This is a genomic window from Leclercia sp. UBA5958 (genome assembly GCF_002430365.1).
GTDB lineage: Bacteria > Pseudomonadota > Gammaproteobacteria > Enterobacterales > Enterobacteriaceae > Enterobacter > Enterobacter pneumoniae.
The window spans coordinates 70,692-89,552 of record NZ_DJCE01000001.1; the positions used below are offsets into that span (position 1 = coordinate 70,692).

Consider the following 18,861-nt stretch of genomic DNA (forward strand, 5'->3'; position numbering starts at 1 on the left):
ATGACCAATGCACCGAACATGCTATTCTCGAAAGTGTTGAATGGTTTCAGTGCGGTAACCCTTTGTTAAGTAAAGGTTATTTCTATAACTTTTACTTAACAATTGGTTAATAATTTGAGGGGGTCACGTTGACTACGCCATTGAAAAAGATAGTGATTGTGGGCGGCGGCGCAGGCGGGCTAGAGCTGGCGACGCAGCTAGGTAAAAAGCTTGGGCGCGGTAAAAAAGCCAAAATTACGCTTGTGGATCGTAACCATAGCCACCTGTGGAAACCGCTGCTGCACGAAGTCGCAACCGGTTCTCTGGATGAAGGGGTGGACGCCCTGAGCTATCTGGCACATGCCCGCAACCATGATTTTCAGTTCCAGCTGGGTTCCGTGGTGGATATCAATCGTGAAAGTAAAACCATCACTCTGGCAGAGCTGCGTGATGAGAAGGGCGAGCTGCTGGTGCCAGAGCGTAAACTGGCGTACGACACGCTGGTAATGGCGTTGGGCAGTACCTCTAATGATTTCAACACACCGGGCGTGAAAGAGCACTGCATCTTCCTCGATAACCCGCACCAGGCGCGTCGTTTCCATCAGGAGATGCTGAACCTGTTCCTGAAGTACTCCAATAACCTCGGGGCGAGCGGTAAAGTGAACATCGCCATCGTGGGCGGCGGGGCCACCGGCGTGGAACTCTCTGCTGAACTGCACAACGCGGTGAAACAGCTGCATAGCTACGGTTATAAAGGGCTAACGAACGATGCGCTGAACGTGACCCTGGTTGAAGCAGGCGAACGTATTCTGCCTGCGCTCCCGCCGCGTATTTCCAGTGCCGCACATAACGAACTCACCAAGCTCGGCGTGCGCGTACTGACGCAGACCATGGTGACCAGTGCCGATGCGGGCGGTTTGCATACCAAAGAAGGTGAGTATATTCAGGCCGATTTGATGGTCTGGGCGGCGGGTATTAAAGCCCCTGATTTCATGAAAGAGATCGGCGGCCTGGAAACCAACCGTATCAATCAGTTGGTAACCGAACCTACGCTGCAAACCACGCGCGATCCCGATATCTTCGCCATTGGCGACTGTGCTTCCTGCGCCCGCCCGGAAGGCGGTTTCGTGCCACCACGCGCTCAGGCCGCACACCAGATGGCAAGTCTGGTCCTGCACAACATCCTGGCGCAGCGCAAAGGGAAAGAGATGAAGAACTATGTCTACAAAGACCACGGTTCTCTGGTATCGCTCTCTAACTTTTCTACCGTCGGTAGCCTGATGGGCAACCTAATGCGGGGTTCAATGATGGTAGAAGGGCGTATTGCACGTTTCGTCTACATCTCTCTGTACCGTATGCACCAGATTGCACTGCACGGTTACTTCAAAACAGGCCTGATGATGCTGGTAGGCAGAATCAACCGCGTGATACGTCCACGTCTGAAATTGCATTAATCTTCTCGCCCCTCCGCACTCGTCGGAGGGGCTTATTCAGCAGATCCTTCTGTTTCAGTGCCCCTGAAAGTCCAGGAGTTCTCTGAATCACTTCGGTTTCCCCTGTCGTACCACATTTTTAATCCTTTATCCCATTTGCAGACCCCTCTGTCTGGTTGCAGAATTGTTACCAATAGCAACACAAAGGAGGAAGCCCCGTGAATAAGTCAATGTTAGCGGGTATAGGGATTGGCGTAGCTGCTGCGCTGGGTGTGGCGGCGGTTGCCAGTCTTAATGTGTTTCAGAGTGGGCCACAATATGCTCAGGTTGTCTCTGCCACACCGATTAAAGAAACCGTAAAAACGCCGCGTCAGGAGTGCCGTAATGTCACCGTAACGCATCGTCGGCCTGTGCAGGATGAGAACCGTATCGCCGGTTCCGTACTGGGTGCCGTAGCGGGTGGGGTTCTGGGCCATCAGTTTGGTGGTGGCCGCGGTAAAGATGTTGCCACCGTTGTCGGCGCGCTGGGTGGCGGCTATGCCGGCAACCAGGTTCAGGGCGCCATGCAGGATCGTGATACTTACACCACGACCCAGCAGCGTTGCAAGACCGTGTATGACAAGTCTGAAAAAATGCTTGGCTACGACGTGACCTACAAAATTGGCGAACAGCAGGGGAAAATCCGTATGGATAAAGATCCTGGCAGCCAGATCCCGCTGAACGATAAGGGTCAGCTGGTTCTGAATAACAAAGCATAAAAAAGCTGTACTCTGCATTTGCTCCCCATTCGCTCAGGCTGGGGAGCTTTTTTATGCCTGCAATAAAAAGACCTTAAACGCCCGTCTCGATCCCGGCAGGTTTAAGGTCTTTTTCATGTCCACAGTTATCAGATATCGAAGAGATTATGCTGGCGGTGTAAAAACCATCCTGTAAGCAGGATGGAGATAAAAGCAAATAACACAGAACCACCACATAAAATCCAGAGACCAAATAACAATGTTATTACTATTAGCACCTTCAATAATGGTAATAGCAAAATCATCTCTATCAATCCTTCTGTATGTGTAGTCAGAAAGTGTTTTGTCCTTGAGGAGAAGTACGATTTTGCCGCCCGCACAGGGTTCAGGAGAGTAAACGTCATTGTTGTTATTGTCGTCATGACGTTTGCGCAACTTGTGTTGAACGGCTGCTAATCATTAGCAGAACAATAATCACAAGTTAAGGATAGCAAACGCCTTAATTTATGAGAAAGATTTGGCCTATCGTTTAACAGGCCAAACCCTCTTTCTGTGGCAGGTTTACATCTTAATGAGCTCAGGCCACAAGTGCAGCGTGGTCCGGGTGATGCTCTGAAGTTTTTCGAGGGTTGCCCCTTCACGTGCGCTGATAGACATTCCCTGCAGGACACAGCTGAGATACTGCGCCAGCCGGTCTGTTTCACATTGGGCCGGGATTTCACCGCGCTGTTGCCGTTGGCGCAGAAAAAGACCAAGTGTCTCTTCCTGCATGGCGTGGCGCGATTTCACCGTATTCGCAATCTCTTTAGAAGAGGCGGCAAGGGTGGCGGAGGTATTAATCATAAAGCAGCCCGCCGGGGTCTCTTTACTGGTGAAGCAGGTTGCCACTGCGGTGAAATAGTCACTGAGTGCCTGCTCAACGCTCTTCTCTTCACAAAACAGCTGGGCTTCATGTTTCGCCGCAAACCGGGTGATATAGCGATCCAGCACCGCGCGAAACAGCCCCTCTTTATTGGTGAACTCTGCATACAATGTTGGCGCTTTCGCACCCGTCGCTTCCACCAGATCCGCGAGGGATGTCGCCTCATACCCATGTTGCCAGAAGAGTGTCATGGCCTTATCAAGCGCCGCGTCCCTGTCGAACACCTTAGGTCGGCCACGGCTTTTTTTAGCGCAACTCGTCACTGTGGTTGTCATAGGCCGTCGTACCTTAGTTGGATTGTTGAATAACCATTATAAAAATAATCTCATGGCGCGACCAGCACTCATTTCAGAAAAATAATTTAATCATATCTTTATGAAAAATAAAGGATTTGAAATTAATTTAATGATCATTATAAAAATAATGTTGACGCGTGACGGGGATCACACTTATGATTTACCTATCGATCGTTAAGTAATTAACTTGCGACCCCAAATTCATCTGTCAAAAGGCTATAATCATGAAAAACGTAAAAACTTTGATCGCTGCAACCCTGCTCAGTTCCCTCTCTTTCGCCAGCTTCGCCGCGGTTCAGGTGCAGACCACACCTGCCGATCAGCATAAAGTGGGCACTATTTCTGCCAATGCAGGGACTAACCTGAGTTCTCTGGAAAGTGAACTGGCCCAAAAAGCTGATGAGATGGGTGCAACATCCTATCGCATCACCTCCGTGGCCGGTCCTAACAACCTGCACGGTACTGCTGTTATCTATAAATAAGCCCTGGCTAAACCCTCATACTGCCACTGCTTTACCACTGCTAAAAAAAGGCCCTGCATCTGCAGGGCCTTTTTTATTTACATAGACTGGCTGGCAGCCACGTGTCGGGTGACATCGGTGGGCATTCCGGAACGCGCCTCCATCGCTCTTTCCATCACGATGCCATCAGCCTGGCTTTTAAAAGCCTGCATGCTGGCATTGAGCGTGATGGGCAAGGTTTGCGGATCGTCCTCGATGTTTTTCGACAGGGGCTGATGGATCTCCACGAGGTGTCTGCCATCGGGCTCTACGGAGGCTTTAATCGGCGTATTGATGATATTGACCTTCGTGCCCGGGGTTATTACCCGGAACAGGGTTTCGATGTCGTTATCACGCAGACGAATACAGCCAGAGCTGACGCGCATACCGATACCGAAATCCGCGTTAGTGCCATGCAGTAAATAGACGCCGCCGTAGGCTGCCAGACGAATAGCATGATGGCCCATCGGATTATCCGGCCCGGCAGGCACTACCGCAGGCAAATCGATGCCCTGGGCTTTATAGCGGGCACGAATATTCGCCGTCGGGGTCCAGGTCGGATTGGCGCGCTTGTCCGAGACGGTCGTCACCATGGTGGGTGTTAACGTATTGCTATCCAGCTGCCCGATACCGATGGGATAGACGGTCACCTCATTTTTTCCAGGCGGGTAGTAATAGAGGCGAAGTTCGGCCAGGTTGATCACAATACCTGTGCGTGGTGCATCCGGCAGTAATGTTTGCAGCGGGATGGTCAGTACGCTGCCCGGGCGCGGAACATAAGGGTCGACGCCCGGGTTGGCTTGTAACAGGGCCAGAAAACCGACGTTATAGCGTTTTGCGATTGCCTCCAGCGAGCCGCCGTCATCTTCCACTACGTGAAAGCGGTTCTCACCCACCAGACGACTTCCTGCAGCAGGGAGAGGCCAGGTGTTAGCCCGCGCAGGGAGGGCCAGGGCGACGGTGGCGACCAGCGCAAAAAACGTTATCCAGCGAGAAAATCGTTGAGTCATCATCACCAAAATCCATAGCAATAATTGGGTTCATGTTATCTGAACGTTAATTGATAATTATGGTGAATAGATGTGTCGAAAAGTGGCAGGAGATTGCAAAGAGTTTGTAAATCCCCGGCCTGTCAGGCAAGCCGGGGAGGGGGATCAGGCGACGGCGTTCTCTTCCAGCTGGCGCATAAAGTTTCGTACCCACTCCATGCGGGTCTTGCGCTCCGTCAGCTCCTGGGTGAACTTGAGGCGGGTCGGGCCGTCCAGGCGGAAATGCTGGGGCTCTTTCTGCAGCAGGCCAATCAGCCACATCGGGTCAACGTGATTCTTCTCAGCAAACTCGATCATGCCCCCTTTTTCGTTACCTTCCAGCTTGCGAATACCCAGTTTCTGCGCCTGCTGACGAAGGCGAGCGATATCCAGCAGATTACGTGCCGCATCGGGGAGCAGGCCAAAGCGATCGATCAGCTCGACTTTTATCTCCTCCAGCTCGGCCTCCTTTTTGGCGCTGGCGATGCGCTTATAGAAGGAGAGGCGAGTATTGACGTCAGGGATGAAATCATCCGGCAGCAGAGAAGGCATGCGTAACTCGACCTCCGTTTGCTGGCTGGTCAGATCTTCGAGCGACGGCTCCCGTCCCGCTTTCAGGGCATCGACGGCGTTTTCCAGCAATTCCATATAGAGCGAGAAGCCAATGGTTTCCATCGAGCCGCTCTGGTCTTCCCCTAACAGTTCGCCCGCGCCGCGAATTTCCAGATCGTGGGTCGCCAGCGCAAAACCTGCCCCCAGATCTTCCAGCGAGGCGATGGCTTCGAGGCGTTTTTGCGCGTCGGTGGTCATCGCTTTCGGGTGCGGGGTTAACAGCCAGGCGTAAGCCTGGTGATGCGAACGGCCCACGCGGCCACGCAACTGGTGCAACTGCGCCAGGCCAAAGTGGTCCGCACGTTCAATAATGATGGTATTCGCCGTCGGGATATCGATGCCGGTTTCAATGATAGTGGTGCAGACCAGCACGTTAAAGCGCTGGTGGTGGAAATCATTCATGACCCTTTCCAGCTCGCGTTCGCGCATCTGGCCATGGCCAATGGCGACGCGGGCTTCCGGCACCAGTTCGGCCAGTCGATCTGCGGCCTTCTGGATGTTCTCCACGTCGTTATACAGATAGTAAACCTGTCCACCACGTAGCACTTCGCGCAGGATCGCTTCGCGTACTACCAGGCTATCGTACTCGCGTACAAAGGTTTTCACCGCCAGACGACGCGCCGGTGGGGTGGCGATAATCGACAGATCGCGCATGCCGCTCATGGCCATATTGAGCGTACGGGGGATCGGCGTTGCGGTGAGGGTCAGGATATCCACATCCGCACGCATCGCTTTGATGCGCTCTTTATGACGCACGCCGAAACGGTGCTCTTCATCGACAATGAGCAGTCCCAGATCTTTCCATTTCACGTCGCTTTGCAGCAGTTTATGGGTACCGATCAGGATATCGATTTTGCCTTCGCTTGCCTCCTGCAGGATCTGCGTCTGCTCTTTAGCGCTCCGGAAACGGGACAGCATTTCGATGCGCACGGGCCAGTTGGCGAAACGGTCGCGGAAGTTATCGTAGTGCTGCTGTGCCAGCAGGGTGGTCGGTACCAGCACCGCCACCTGCTTGTTGTTCTCCACGGCGAGGAAGGCGGCGCGCATTGCCACTTCGGTTTTACCGAAGCCGACGTCGCCGCACACCAGTCGGTCCATCGCCAGCGGCTGGCACATGTCGCTCAGCACAGCGTTGATCGCCTGGCTCTGATCCGGTGTGGTCTCAAAGGGGAAACTTTCACAGAAGAGCTGATACTGTTCTTTATCATGCTTAAAGGCGTAGCCCGTTTTGGCCGCACGCTGAGCATAGATATCCAGCAGTTCCGCCGCCACGTCACGCACTTTCTCTGCCGCTTTCTGACGCGCACGCGACCAGGCATCGCCTCCCAGTTTATGCAGCGGGGCGTTATCTTCCGCACCGCCGGCGTAGCGGCTGATCAGATGCAGCGAAGAGACGGGCACATACAGTTTGGCGTCGTTGGCGTAGGTGAGCATCAGGTACTCCCCTTTGATGCCGCCTGCTTCAAGGGTAGTCATCCCGGCGTAGCGACCCACGCCATGCTCCAGATGGACGATGGGCTGGCCCGGATGCAGTTCTGCCAGGTTACGGATCAGCGTGTCCGGGTTTATGGTGCGACGACTATCCTGGCGACGACGCGCCACGCGCTCGCCCAGCAGATCGCTTTCGCAGATCAGGGCCCGGTTGTTGAGGGTATCGACAAAGCCATGCTCGGCGGCACCGATCATCAGATAGCGGCCATTCCCTGTCGCCTCGTCGAGGCGCAGAATGCGTTTAGGTGCGAGCTTAATTCGCCCCAGCAACTCGCCCAGCGCTTCACGGCGGCCTTCGCTTTCTACGGAGAAGATCACCGGGCCGGTAAAGCTTTCAAGGAATTTGCGCAAATTGTCCAGCGGTGACTTCTGCTGGGCCTGCACCGCCAGGTCTGGCAGTTTCTGGAAACCGAGATTGGTGTTTGCCGCTTTTTCTGCGAGATTTTCAGTTTTAAGCTGCATGCGCGGCCAGCGTTTCAGCTCGCTGAACAGTTCATCGCTGCGTAGCCACAGCTGTTCGGGTGGCAGCAACGGACGCATCGGGTCGACGCCGCGGTTCTCATAACGCGCACGGGTTTCGCTTTCAAAACGGTTTGCGCTACTTTCCAGATCGCCGGTGTTCACCACCAGGGTGTTGGCCGGGAAATAGCTAAACAGCGGCGGCAGCGGCTCGCTGAAGAACAATGGCTGCCAGTATTCAATGCCCGCGGGCAGGGTGCCTTTGCTCACCTGCTGATAGATATGTTCAGCGTCACGTTTCACATCGAACTTATCCCGCCACTGACTCCGGAACAGCTCGATGGCGGTTTTATCCGTCGGGAACTCATGGGCCGGCAGCAGATTAATGGCTTCTACCTCTTCCAGCGTTCGCTGTGTATCGGCATCGAATACGCGCAGGCTATCGATCTCATCGTCGAAGAAATCCAGACGATAAGGGCGATCGCTGCCCATAGGATAGAGGTCGAGCAGCGCGCCGCGCGTAGCATATTCACCGTGCTCCATGACCTGGTCCACATGACGATAGCCCGCGCTGTCGAGTTGCGCTCGCAGCGCATCACGCGATAAACGCTGCCCTTTTTTCATCACCAGCGCATGGCCATGCAGGTAGCTGTGGGGGCAGACGCGCTGCATCAGCGTATTGACCGGCACAATCAACACTCCGCGCTGCATAGAAGGCAGTTGGTACAGCGTCGACAGGCGCGAAGAGATAATCTCCTGGTGCGGAGAGAAGCTGTCGTAGGGGAGGGTCTCCCAGTCGGCAAGGCTGAACACCAGGCTGTCGGTAAATTGACGAATTTCATCATGCAGGCGCAGGGCGTTCTGCATATCTGGCGCAACCAGCACCACCGGCCCCGGATGACGTTCAGCGATCTCCGCCACCAGCGTGGCGCAGGCCGCGCCGGTGAGTTCACCCAACTGGCGTTGGTCGCCCGCTTTGTTGGGCAGGGAATAACGATATTGTTCAGACATAGCTTAGTCAGGATCTCTTATGGGCATATCACTGATACACAATGTCTTTATTATCCTTGATCGTTTTGCTTTAGCAAACCGGAACCGCACAGGAGGAGAAGGCGCCCCCCGGCGGGAGCGCCTGGAGGCTAGCGTGAAGCCTGTAGCGCTGGGGGAGAGAAGAAAAGATCGCCAAACAGAATGCCCGACAGTTTACGTGTACCCAGTCCAACCAGGGTGCAGATCAGCAGGCTGGCAAACGGGTAAAACAGCACCAGCGTGAGTTCCGCCCACTGAGGCCATGTTGCTGCATTCATCTGGCCGATAAAGAACAGGCTGAAAGCCTCGATCAGAATGCGGTGCGTGGTATAGATGGCTATGGTGTTGGAGCCAATCACGTTCAGCAGATTGTTCGGTTGCACGCTATAGCGCTGCTCAAAGCCGTAAAAAAGCTTCATGATCAGCAGAATCGACAGCAGTGAGAGCAGCAGCGGCGCGTTGGCAAACCACAGCACGACCGAAATTGCGGCGAAAAGCGCCACCGGTAGCACGTTACGACGCAGCGCCAGCCCTTTCATCCATGTCATCAGCTGTGCGCCGTACCAGGCCCCCAGACTGTAGTAGATGGCATTACGGACAACGCTGTTCATGCCCCACCAGGGTAATGGCAGGAAGTTAATCGCCAGGCTTGCCAGCGCCAGCAGGGCGATCATGGGCAATTTCCAGCGGCTAAAGAATTTGCACAGGGTGAAATAGACCACCAGTGCGTACAGATACCAGAGACTGGTGCTGGCGGTGAGCATGCCTTTGATAAAGTCCGGTAAGGTAGCGGCGTAAGCGGCATTGGAGCCGTGGGGCAGTTCGCGCTCGGGTGCCAGCCAGGCGTTGATATGGCTCAGGGCTTGCCACTGCAGAACGCCCCACAGAATCAGCACCCAGACGATGCTCCAGATCCGTTTATCGATACTGTCACGCCAGGTCACCTCGTCGATGTACCGGCGAATCAAAAAACCGGAGATAAAGAAAAATACCGGCATACGAAAAGGGGCGAGATAAAGATTAAAGTAGACCCAGCATTTCGCCAGCAGCGCTGAAAGGGGAAGTTGTAGTGCATCCAGATGCGGATAAAAAGTGATCACTGAGTGATAAATGACCACTAAACAGATGCAAAGTCCTTTTATCTGATTAATCCATAATGCTTTTTGTTTCATCGGAAACCGATACCTGTATTGCCAAAAACGAACCGTTAAGTCTGCTAAGGGGCGCTGGTGATGTAATGGGTAAGAGTCTGTATCCGGGCGTTTTTAAGAAAAGGTGGAGGGAGTTTGCGGCTAAGTTGTCCACAATTGTGACCTTAGCTGACTGATTTCCGTTGTTTTTTCGGAAAAATGAGAAGCAAAGCTTAGGGTTTCAGTCATTTACGCTTCACGGATTCGCTTATATACTCGTGGGTCTGCTATCAGCAAACAGACGGATTTCATGTACCAACCTGTCGCACTATTCATAGGCTTACGTTATATGCGTGGGCGCGCCGCGGACCGCTTCGGTCGCTTTGTCTCCTGGCTCTCTACCATTGGCATTACGCTTGGCGTGATGGCGCTGGTGACGGTGCTGTCGGTGATGAACGGCTTCGAGCGCGAGCTGCAAAACAATATTCTGGGGCTGATGCCGCAGGCCGTTCTCTCTTCTGCCAACGGGTCGGTTAACCCTCAACAGCTACCGGAAAGCGCGGTGAAGTTGCAGGGCGTAAACCGCGTCGCGCCGCTTACCACTGGTGATGTGGTGCTCCAAAGCGCCCGCAGCGTGGCGGTAGGCGTGATGCTCGGTATCGATCCGGCGCAAAAAGATCCGCTCACCCCTTATCTGGTTAATGTGAAGCAGACCGACCTGCAGCCCGGCCAATATAACGTGATCCTTGGCGAACAGCTGGCCGGGCAACTGGGCGTAAACCGTGGCGATCAGCTCCGGATCATGGTGCCTTCTGCCAGCCAGTTTACGCCGATGGGGCGCCTGCCGAGCCAGCGTCTCTTTAATGTGATTGGCACCTTTGCCGCCAGCAGTGAAGTCGATGGCTATCAGATGCTGGTGAATATTCAGGATGCCTCACGCCTGATGCGCTACCCGGCGGGCAATATCACCGGCTGGCGTCTGTGGCTGAATGAACCTTTGAAGGTTGACGTGCTCAGCCAGCAGACCCTGCCAGAAGGGACCAAATGGCAGGACTGGCGCGACCGTAAAGGCGAGCTGTTCCAGGCCGTACGCATGGAAAAGAATATGATGGGCCTGCTGCTGAGCCTGATCGTCGCCGTGGCGGCGTTTAATATCATTACCTCGCTGGGGCTGATGGTGATGGAGAAGCAGGGCGAGGTGGCGATTCTCCAGACCCAGGGGCTGACGCCGCGCCAGATTATGGCGGTCTTTATGGTTCAGGGGGCCAGCGCCGGGATTGTCGGTGCGCTGTTGGGCGCCGTACTGGGGGCGCTGCTCGCCAGCCAGTTGAACAATTTAATGCCTATTATCGGCGCACTGCTTGATGGTGCGGCGTTGCCGGTCGCCATTGAGCCGCTGCAGGTCGTGGGTATCGCGCTGGCCGCGATGGCCATTGCGCTGCTCTCTACGCTTTACCCTTCCTGGCGCGCTGCCGCCACTCAACCCGCTGAGGCTTTACGTTATGAATAAGATCCTGTTGCAATGCGACAACCTGTGCAAACGCTATCAGGAAGGCAACGTGCAGACTGATGTCCTGCACAATGTCAGCTTCAGCGTAGGAGAGGGGGAGATGATGGCCATTGTCGGGACCTCTGGCTCTGGCAAAAGTACCTTATTGCACCTGCTGGGCGGACTGGATACCCCCACTTCCGGGGATGTGATCTTCTCCGGTACGCCGCTCAGTACCATGTCTTCAACGGCGAAGGCCGATCTGCGTAACCGCGAGCTGGGCTTTATTTATCAGTTCCACCATCTGCTGCCCGATTTTACCGCGCTGGAAAACGTGGCCATGCCGCTGCTGATCGGTAAAAAGAGACCGGCAGAGATCAATGAACGCGCCAGCGCGATGCTGAATGCAGTTGGTCTGGGCCATCGTGGTAATCACCGTCCATCGGAACTCTCTGGCGGTGAACGCCAGCGCGTGGCCATTGCCCGCGCGTTGGTCAATAATCCGCGTCTGGTGCTGGCGGATGAGCCGACCGGTAACCTGGATGCCCGTAACGCCGACAGCATCTTCCAGCTGTTAGGTGAACTGAACGCCTCTCAGGGTACAGCCTTTCTGGTCGTGACCCACGACCTGCAGCTGGCGAAACGGATGTCGCGCCAGCTTGAGATGCGCGACGGCCGTTTGAATGCGGAACTGACCCTGATGGGGGCAGATTAATGGCTTCACCATTATCGTTACTTATCGGCCTGCGCTTTAGCCGTGGCCGCCGCCGTAGCGGCATGGTATCGCTGATCTCGGTGATCTCCACCGTGGGTATCGCGCTGGGCGTGGCGGTATTAATCGTCGGCCTGAGCGCCATGAACGGTTTCGAGCGCGAGCTGAACAACCGTATTCTGGCGGTGGTGCCGCATGGCGAGATCGAGCCGGTTAATCAACCCTGGAATAACTGGAACGAGGCGCTAAATAAAGTAGAGAAGGTGCCCGGTGTAGCTGCCGCTGCGCCTTATATTAACTTTACCGGCCTGGTGGAGAGCGGCGTTAACCTGCGCGCGATTCAGGTAAAGGGGGTTAACCCTCGTCAGGAAGAGAAACTGAGCGCATTGCCGCAATTTGTGAAAGACGGCGCATGGACGGGCTTTAAAGCGGGCGAACAACAGATCATTATAGGCAAAGGGGTTGCCGACGCGCTGAAAGTGAAGCAGGGCGACTGGGTCTCGATCATGATCCCGAATGCCAGCGCCGATCATAAATTGCAGCAGCCGAAGCGCGTGCGCTTGCACGTTACCGGCATCCTGCAGCTGAGCGGCCAGCTTGATCACAGCTTTGCCATGGTCCCGCTGGAAGATGCCCGTCAGTATCTGGATATGGGTAGCAGCGTCACCGGTATTGCCATCAAGGTGAACGACGTCTTTAACGCTAACAAGCTGGTGCGCGACGCAGGCGAAGTGACCAATAGCTATGTCTATATCAAGAGCTGGATTGGCACCTATGGCTATATGTATCGCGATATTCAGATGATCCGCGCCATTATGTATCTGGCGATGGTGCTGGTGATTGGCGTGGCCTGCTTTAACATTGTCTCGACGCTGGTGATGGCGGTGAAGGACAAGAGTGGCGACATTGCGGTGCTGCGTACTCTCGGCGCCAAAGACGGTCTTATTCGTGCCATTTTCGTCTGGTATGGTTTGCTCGCCGGGCTGCTGGGAAGCCTCTGTGGTGTAGTGATTGGCGTAGTGGTTTCTCTGCAACTCACCCCAATTATCAATGGAATTGAGCGGCTAATCGGCCATCAGTTCCTCTCTGGCGATATCTATTTTATTGACTTCCTGCCGTCTGAATTGCACTGGCTGGACGTCGTTTATGTGCTGATTACAGCACTTTTGTTGAGTCTGCTGGCAAGCTGGTATCCGGCGCGTCGCGCAAGCCGAATCGATCCGGCGAGGGTGCTAAGTGGCCAGTAATTACGTCTTGATGTAGCGATCGCAAGGCCGCTATATCGAAAGAGGAATGCACTATGTATTACGGATTTGATATTGGCGGCACCAAAATTGCGCTCGGCGTGTTTGATAAGAATCTCAAACTGCAGTGGGAAACCCGCGTTCCTACGCCGCATGAAAGCTACGATGAATTCTTAACCACCCTCGTCGCGCTGGTGGAGCAGGCCGATGCGCGCTTTGGTGTGACAGGCAGCGTGGGGATAGGTATTCCCGGCATGCCGGAAACCGATGATGGCACGCTCTACGCCGCTAACGTGCCTGCGGCCAGCGGTAAACCCCTTCGCGCGGATCTCACCCGCCTGTTGGCGCGCGATGTGCGTCTGGATAACGACGCAAACTGTTTTGCCCTCTCTGAAGCCTGGGACGATGAGTTTCGCCGTTATCCACTGGTTATGGGGCTGATTCTCGGCACTGGCGTCGGCGGCGGGCTTATTATTGATGGCAAACCGATCACCGGCCGCAGTTATATAACCGGCGAGTTTGGTCATATCCGGCTTCCTGTCGATGCGCTGGAGGTCGTCGGTCGCGATTTCCCGCTTATCCGCTGTGGTTGTGGCCAGCATGGCTGCATTGAGAATTACCTGTCAGGCCGTGGATTTGCATGGCTGTATGAACACTTCTATCATCAAAAAATGCAGGCACCCGAAATCATCGCCCTGTGGAATCAGGGAGATGAACAGGCGAAAGCGCATGTTGAGCGCTATCTCGACCTGCTGGCGGTCTGTCTGGGTAACATACTTACCGTCGTCGATCCTGACCTGTTGGTCATTGGCGGCGGGTTATCAAACTTTACCGCGATCACGGAGCGGTTATCAGAACGTTTACCACGGCATTTGCTGCCGGTTGCCCGCCTGCCGCGCATTGAAAAAGCGCGCCATGGGGATGCCGGGGGAATGCGCGGTGCGGCGTTCCTGCACCTCAGCCGCTAGCCAGAAGAGGTTTTTATGTTGTCGCGTCGGTCACATCGCCTCACCCGTTTTCGCAGAAATAAACGTCGCTTGCGTGAACGCTTACGCCAACGAATATTCTTCAGAGATCAGGTAATGCCAGAATTAATGGAAAAACCGAGAGTAGTGGTGCTGACCGGAGCAGGGATCTCCGCAGAGTCAGGCATTCGCACCTTCCGGGCCGCTGATGGGCTGTGGGAAGAGCACCGTGTGGAGGACGTCGCAACGCCGGAAGGCTTTGCCCGTAACCCGCAGCTGGTCCAGTCGTTTTACAATGCGCGTCGCCGTCAGCTGCAATCTGCTGAAATTGCCCCTAACGCGGCGCATCTGGCGCTGGCGAGGCTGGAAGAGGCGCTGGGCGACCGTTTCCTGCTGGTGACGCAGAACATCGATAATCTCCATGAGCGCGCGGGTAACAAGAATGTTATCCATATGCACGGTGAACTGCTCAAGGTACGCTGCGCCTGGAGCGGCCAGGTGCTGGAGTGGACTGGCGATGTCACCCCTGATGACAAATGCCACTGCTGTCAATTTCCGTCGGCGCTGCGCCCGCACGTCGTCTGGTTCGGCGAAATGCCGCTGGGTATGGATGAGATCTACAGTGCGCTGGCGATGGCCGATGTGTTTATCGCCATTGGCACTTCCGGGCATGTCTATCCCGCAGCCGGGTTCGTCCATGAGGCCAAACTGCAGGGGGCGCATACGGTAGAGCTTAATCTTGAACCGAGTCAGGTGGGGAGCGAATTTGAAGAGAAACAATACGGTCTGGCCAGTGAAGTGGTGCCGGCGTTCGTAGAAAAGTTACTGAAGGGATTGTAAAAAGAGGTGAGGGCGCAGGCCCTCACCGTAATTATTAGCGACCTGCTTTCAATTTCTGATAATACTCTTCGTAGATGCGGCTGGCGTCGCCCACATCGTTTTGCCACTCACCTTTACTGATAGTGTCGGCATCAGGATAGAGCGTCTTATCGTTCGCCACGTCCGGGCTGAGCAGTTTACGCGCCGCGAGATTCGGAGTCGGGTAGCCAATGGTTTCTGCCACCTCTTTGGCCACATCCGGGCGCAGCAGGAAGTTAATCAGCTTCATGGCACCATCTACGTTCCTGGCGTTTGCCGGGATCGCCAGGCTGTCCATCCAGAAGATGCCTCCCTCTTGTGGCCAGATGACCTCCAGCGGGGTACCGGCCTGACGCGCCACATACGCCGAACCGTTCCACACCATGCCCAGATTCACTTCCCCTTCCATGTACGGGTTCGCCGGGTTATCGGAGTTAAAGGCTGCCACGTTAGGCATCAGCTTTCTCAGCTCGTTGTAGGCGGCTTCGATCTCTTTCGGATCGGTGGTGTTGCCGGAATAACCGAGTTTACGTAGCGCCATCTGGAACACTTCGCGCGCATCGTCGGTCAACAGCAGGCTACCCTTATACTCGGGTTTCCACAGATCGGCCCAGCTGGTCACCGTTTTCGGATCCATCTCGTCACGGTTTACGCCAATCGCGGTGGCACCCCAGATATAGGGAATAGAGTAGTCGTTGTTAGGATCGAAGGGTTTGTTCAGCATCTCAGGATCAAGGTTAGCGAAGTTGGTCAGCTTCGTCTTATCGATCTTCTGGATCATCCCCTCTTTACGCATTTTATCCACGAAATAGGTGGAGGGTACAACCAGATCGTAGGCGCCGTCTTTATACGTTTTGAGCTTGGCATACATGGTTTCGTTCGACTCGTAGGTCGAATAGATCACCTTGATACCGGTCTCTTTGGTGAACTGCTCCAGCAGGCCTGGCGGCACATACTCGGTCCAGTTATAGAAGTAGAGTGTTTTACTGTCGTCCGCGTGCGCAGCGCTCATACCGAAAGCAAGCGCGCCAGCCGCGAGCAGGTGGCGTGACCATTTCATCATTTTAACGTCCCCTGAACTTTTGTTTTATCACGAGCAATAAGCTGGCTGGTAATGACCAGAACCAGCGATAACATCAACAGAATGGTGGCCAGCGCATTCACCTCCGGCGAGACGCCCACTTTAACCATCGAATAAATTTTCAGCGGCAAGATCTCATAGCTCGGCCCGGTGACGAACGAAGAAACTACGACATCGTCCATCGACAGGGTAAAGCTCAACAGCCATCCGGCTGCCACCGCGGGCATCGCCAGCGGCAGGAGGATCTTGCGCAGAATCACCATCTCACTGGCACCCAGATCTTTCGCCGCTTCCAGCATGCGCACGTCAAATCCCTTCAGACGGGAGTAAACCGTCACCACCACGAAAGGCAGGCAGAAGGTGATATGCGAAAAGAGCAGCGACCAGAAGCCGAGTTGTACGCCCAGCAGCATAAACAGCACCAGCAGCGATATGGCCATGACAATGTCCGGAGACATCATCACCACAAACAGCATGCCGCTCACAAACGGCTTGCCGCGAAAGCGGTAACGGTAGAGGGCCACGGCGGTCAGCGAGCCAATCAAGGTCGCAAACGTGGCCGAGACGATTGCCATCGTCAACGAATGCTGCGCAGCCTGGAGCAAACTGTCGTTGTTGACCAGCAGGCTATACCACTTGGTGGTAAAACCCTGCCAGTTAATCCCGAAACGTGAACTGTTAAATGAATTCACAATCAGGATGATGATGGGAATATACAAATAAGCATAGATGGCGGTCATAAAACCGCCGCGAAGCAGTCGACCCATCATTCCAGCTCACCTTTTTTGTTAAGCAGTCGGGATGCGCGCCAGTAGACCATTAGCATCAGCCCCATAACCACCGTCAGCGTGATGCTGGTGGCGGAGCCAAACGGCCAGTCGCGAATATTGAGGAACTGGCTTTTGATGACGTTGCCAATCAGCAGGTTTTTCGCGCCACCCATCAGATCCGAGACGTAGAACAGCCCCATGGCCGGCAGTATCACCAGCAGGCAACCGGCGATGATACCCGGCATCGTCAGCGGCAGGATTATCCGGATAAAGGTCTGCATCTTACTGGCGCCGAGGTCTCTTGCCGCTTCCAGCAGCGGCTTATCGAGCTTCTCGATGCTGGAGTAGAGCGGCATCACCATAAAGGGCAGCAGTATATAAACCAGGCCGATAATGACGGCGCCCGGGGTGTACATAATGCGAAGCGGGGTCTCGATGATCCCCAACCACAGTAAAAATTCGTTCAGATACCCTTTGGTACTAAGGAAAATCTTCAGGCCATAGATGCGAATCAGGGAGTTGGTCCAGAATGGCACAATCAGCAGAAACAGCAGCAGCGGGCGAATTTTCTGTGGCAGACGCGCCAGAAACCAGGCGAAGGGATAGCCCAGCACCAGACAGGCGAGGGTGGCTATCACGGCCATGTTCAGCGAGTGCATCAGCACCTGGAAATAGAGCGGATCCAGCAGGCGCGCGTAGTTATCCAGCGTAAAGACCAGCTTGACGAAGTGGGCATCGTCGCGGGTCAAAAAGCTGGTGGCGATGATCATCAGGTTGGGTAAGAAGACAAACAACACAAGCCAACCGACGATAGTGGCAATCACCACATTCTGGAACTTACTTGTGTTCTTCATCAGCCAGTACGACCTCCCAGCTCTCTACCCAGTTAATGGCCATTTTCTGGTCAAGGGAGTGGTCGAAGTCCGGATCGTCCTCATTGAAGAACTCACTGACCAACACCATTTTGCCATTTTCGAGTTCAACCACCGACTCCAGGGTCATGCCCTTATAGTTGCGCTCGCGGATATAACCAATCAGACCTTCGACGTCGCTGCTGTCATGGATCTCGTCCACGCGCAGATCTTCCGGGCGCAGCATTACGTTCAGCTTTTGCCCTTTTTCTACCGCAAAGTTAACGGTGATGTTGCACTCATGGCCTTCGACGCTGGCGCGGACGCGCTGCGCATCCAGGCGTTCGATAACCGTGGCGCTAAAGTTATTGATCTCACCAATAAAGCTGGCGACAAAGAGGTTTTTCGGCTCTTCATAGATCTCACGCGGCGTGCCGTCTTGCTCGATTTTACCTTCGCGCATCACGACGATACGGTCGGACATTGTCAGCGCCTCTTCCTGATCGTGCGTCACGAAAACAAAGGTGATGCCCAGCTTACGCTGTAGCGCTTTCAATTCGTTCTGCATCTGTTTGCGCAGTTTGTAATCCAGCGCGGAGAGCGATTCGTCGAGTAATAATAGGCGGGGTTTGTTCACTACCGCGCGGGCAATGGCGACGCGCTGCTGTTGTCCTCCGGAGAGCTGATGCGGCTTGCGCTGGGCAAACTCTTCCAGCTGCACCATGCGCAGCGCCTCCGTCACACGCGGGGCAATCTCCTGCGCCGGGGTTTTCTGCATGCGCAGGCCAAAAGCGACATTTTCAAAGACCGTCATATGCGGGAAGAGGGCGTAGCTCTGGAAGACGGTATTGACGTGGCGATGCTCGGCAGGGACGTCGGTGATATCCTGGTTTTCAAGATGAATATGGCCGGTGTCGACGTTTTCCAGCCCGGCGATCAGGCGCAATACTGTTGTCTTACCGCAGCCAGAGGGGCCGAGAAGCGTAAGGAACTCGCCGTTGTTAATGGTCAAATTAAGATCGGCGATAACGGTTTTACCATCAAAACTCTTATTAATGCCCGATAAAAGCACCAGCGGTGACAGTGAACCTGGTTGTGTATTCAATTTATGACTCTGTCCCATATCGACGCTGCGATCTATCTAACGCAGCGGGGTTTGTGTGTAACCACCTTGGTGACTCGTAATGAGGGCGGCCATTCTACGGCAAACCATTGAATTCGCCAATCCTTGATGCTCCCCGATAAGCTACCTTTATTAGCAACGGGATGAGATAA

16 protein-coding genes are annotated in these 18,861 nt (G+C 54.6%); 8 read left to right on the forward strand and 8 right to left on the reverse strand.

Features of this window, described 5'->3' with window-relative positions; all coding sequences use genetic code 11:
• Positions 1–128 precede the first annotated feature (128 nt).
• Both B2Q93_RS00390 and B2Q93_RS00395 read left to right on the forward strand, forming a co-directional pair.
• Entirely contained in the window at positions 129–1,433 is a 1,305-nt protein-coding gene (locus B2Q93_RS00390) for an NAD(P)/FAD-dependent oxidoreductase (protein WP_040076133.1), read from the forward strand.
• Positions 1,434–1,630: 197 nt separating this feature from the next.
• On the forward strand, positions 1,631–2,170 hold the full coding sequence (locus B2Q93_RS00395) for a glycine zipper 2TM domain-containing protein (RefSeq protein ID WP_072039520.1): 540 nt from the start codon (positions 1,631–1,633) through the stop codon (positions 2,168–2,170).
• Positions 2,171–2,710: 540 nt separating this feature from the next.
• Here the strand turns inward: B2Q93_RS00395 and B2Q93_RS00400 are convergent.
• Positions 2,711–3,346, reverse strand: coding sequence for a TetR/AcrR family transcriptional regulator (locus B2Q93_RS00400; protein WP_046885690.1), 636 nt, complete (start codon positions 3,344–3,346; stop codon positions 2,711–2,713).
• 245 nt (positions 3,347–3,591) lie between these two features.
• Between B2Q93_RS00400 and bhsA the strand changes: the two genes are divergently transcribed.
• Positions 3,592–3,849 carry a multiple stress resistance protein BhsA gene (gene bhsA / locus B2Q93_RS00405; RefSeq protein ID WP_040076128.1) on the forward strand — a complete coding sequence of 86 codons (258 nt, stop codon included), beginning with the start codon at positions 3,592–3,594 and terminating at the stop codon, positions 3,847–3,849.
• A gap of 77 nt (positions 3,850–3,926) precedes the next feature.
• Here the strand turns inward: bhsA and ldtC are convergent, their stop codons facing one another.
• The 3 genes from ldtC to B2Q93_RS00420 form a co-directional block, all read right to left on the reverse strand.
• Complete coding sequence (gene ldtC, locus B2Q93_RS00410; protein WP_249220520.1) at positions 3,927–4,880, reverse strand: L,D-transpeptidase LdtC; 954 nt, start codon at positions 4,878–4,880, stop codon at positions 3,927–3,929.
• Positions 4,881–5,021: 141 nt separating this feature from the next.
• Positions 5,022–8,468: a transcription-repair coupling factor gene (gene mfd, locus B2Q93_RS00415; protein ID WP_233802218.1), complete on the reverse strand. Its 3,447-nt coding sequence runs from the start codon at positions 8,466–8,468 to the stop codon at positions 5,022–5,024.
• Between the two features lie 128 nt (positions 8,469–8,596).
• Positions 8,597–9,658: an acyltransferase family protein gene (locus B2Q93_RS00420; RefSeq protein WP_233802216.1), complete on the reverse strand. Its 1,062-nt coding sequence runs from the start codon at positions 9,656–9,658 to the stop codon at positions 8,597–8,599.
• A 268-nt stretch (positions 9,659–9,926) separates the two neighbouring features.
• Between B2Q93_RS00420 and lolC the strand changes: the two genes are divergently transcribed.
• From lolC to cobB, 5 genes are read left to right on the forward strand one after another with little or no spacing between them, the layout of a single operon-like run.
• Positions 9,927–11,126, forward strand: a complete 1,200-nt coding sequence (gene lolC / locus B2Q93_RS00425) for a lipoprotein-releasing ABC transporter permease subunit LolC (RefSeq protein ID WP_207293487.1) — start codon at positions 9,927–9,929, stop codon at positions 11,124–11,126.
• Positions 11,119–11,820 carry a lipoprotein-releasing ABC transporter ATP-binding protein LolD gene (gene lolD / locus B2Q93_RS00430; protein WP_040076120.1) on the forward strand — a complete coding sequence of 234 codons (702 nt, stop codon included), beginning with the start codon at positions 11,119–11,121 and terminating at the stop codon, positions 11,818–11,820. Before lolC ends, lolD begins: the two co-directional genes overlap by 8 nt.
• Positions 11,820–13,064, forward strand: coding sequence for a lipoprotein-releasing ABC transporter permease subunit LolE (lolE, locus tag B2Q93_RS00435; RefSeq protein WP_040076119.1), 1,245 nt, complete (start codon positions 11,820–11,822; stop codon positions 13,062–13,064). Before lolD ends, lolE begins: the two co-directional genes overlap by 1 nt.
• A gap of 53 nt (positions 13,065–13,117) precedes the next feature.
• Positions 13,118–14,029 carry an N-acetylglucosamine kinase gene (gene nagK, locus B2Q93_RS00440; protein WP_286931586.1) on the forward strand — a complete coding sequence of 304 codons (912 nt, stop codon included), beginning with the start codon at positions 13,118–13,120 and terminating at the stop codon, positions 14,027–14,029.
• 15 nt (positions 14,030–14,044) lie between these two features.
• Positions 14,045–14,866 (forward strand): Sir2 family NAD+-dependent deacetylase, encoded by an 822-nt coding sequence (gene cobB / locus B2Q93_RS00445; protein ID WP_040076117.1) that lies wholly within the window; start codon positions 14,045–14,047, stop codon positions 14,864–14,866.
• Between the two features lie 34 nt (positions 14,867–14,900).
• Here the strand turns inward: cobB and potD are convergent, their stop codons facing one another.
• The 4 genes from potD to potA are packed head-to-tail and all read right to left on the reverse strand — an operon-like array spanning position 14,901 to position 18,709.
• Positions 14,901–15,947, reverse strand: a complete 1,047-nt coding sequence (gene potD / locus B2Q93_RS00450; RefSeq protein ID WP_286931587.1) for a spermidine/putrescine ABC transporter substrate-binding protein PotD — start codon at positions 15,945–15,947, stop codon at positions 14,901–14,903.
• Complete coding sequence (potC, locus tag B2Q93_RS00455) at positions 15,944–16,735, reverse strand: spermidine/putrescine ABC transporter permease PotC (RefSeq protein WP_040076115.1); 792 nt, start codon at positions 16,733–16,735, stop codon at positions 15,944–15,946. Before potC ends, potD begins: the two co-directional genes overlap by 4 nt.
• Positions 16,732–17,589 (reverse strand): spermidine/putrescine ABC transporter permease PotB, encoded by an 858-nt coding sequence (potB, locus tag B2Q93_RS00460; RefSeq protein ID WP_040076113.1) that lies wholly within the window; start codon positions 17,587–17,589, stop codon positions 16,732–16,734. Before potB ends, potC begins: the two co-directional genes overlap by 4 nt.
• Positions 17,573–18,709 carry a spermidine/putrescine ABC transporter ATP-binding protein PotA gene (gene potA, locus B2Q93_RS00465; RefSeq protein WP_052452763.1) on the reverse strand — a complete coding sequence of 379 codons (1,137 nt, stop codon included), beginning with the start codon at positions 18,707–18,709 and terminating at the stop codon, positions 17,573–17,575. The genes potB and potA overlap by 17 nt, the downstream gene beginning before the upstream one ends.
• Between the last annotated feature and the right edge of the window lie 152 nt (positions 18,710–18,861).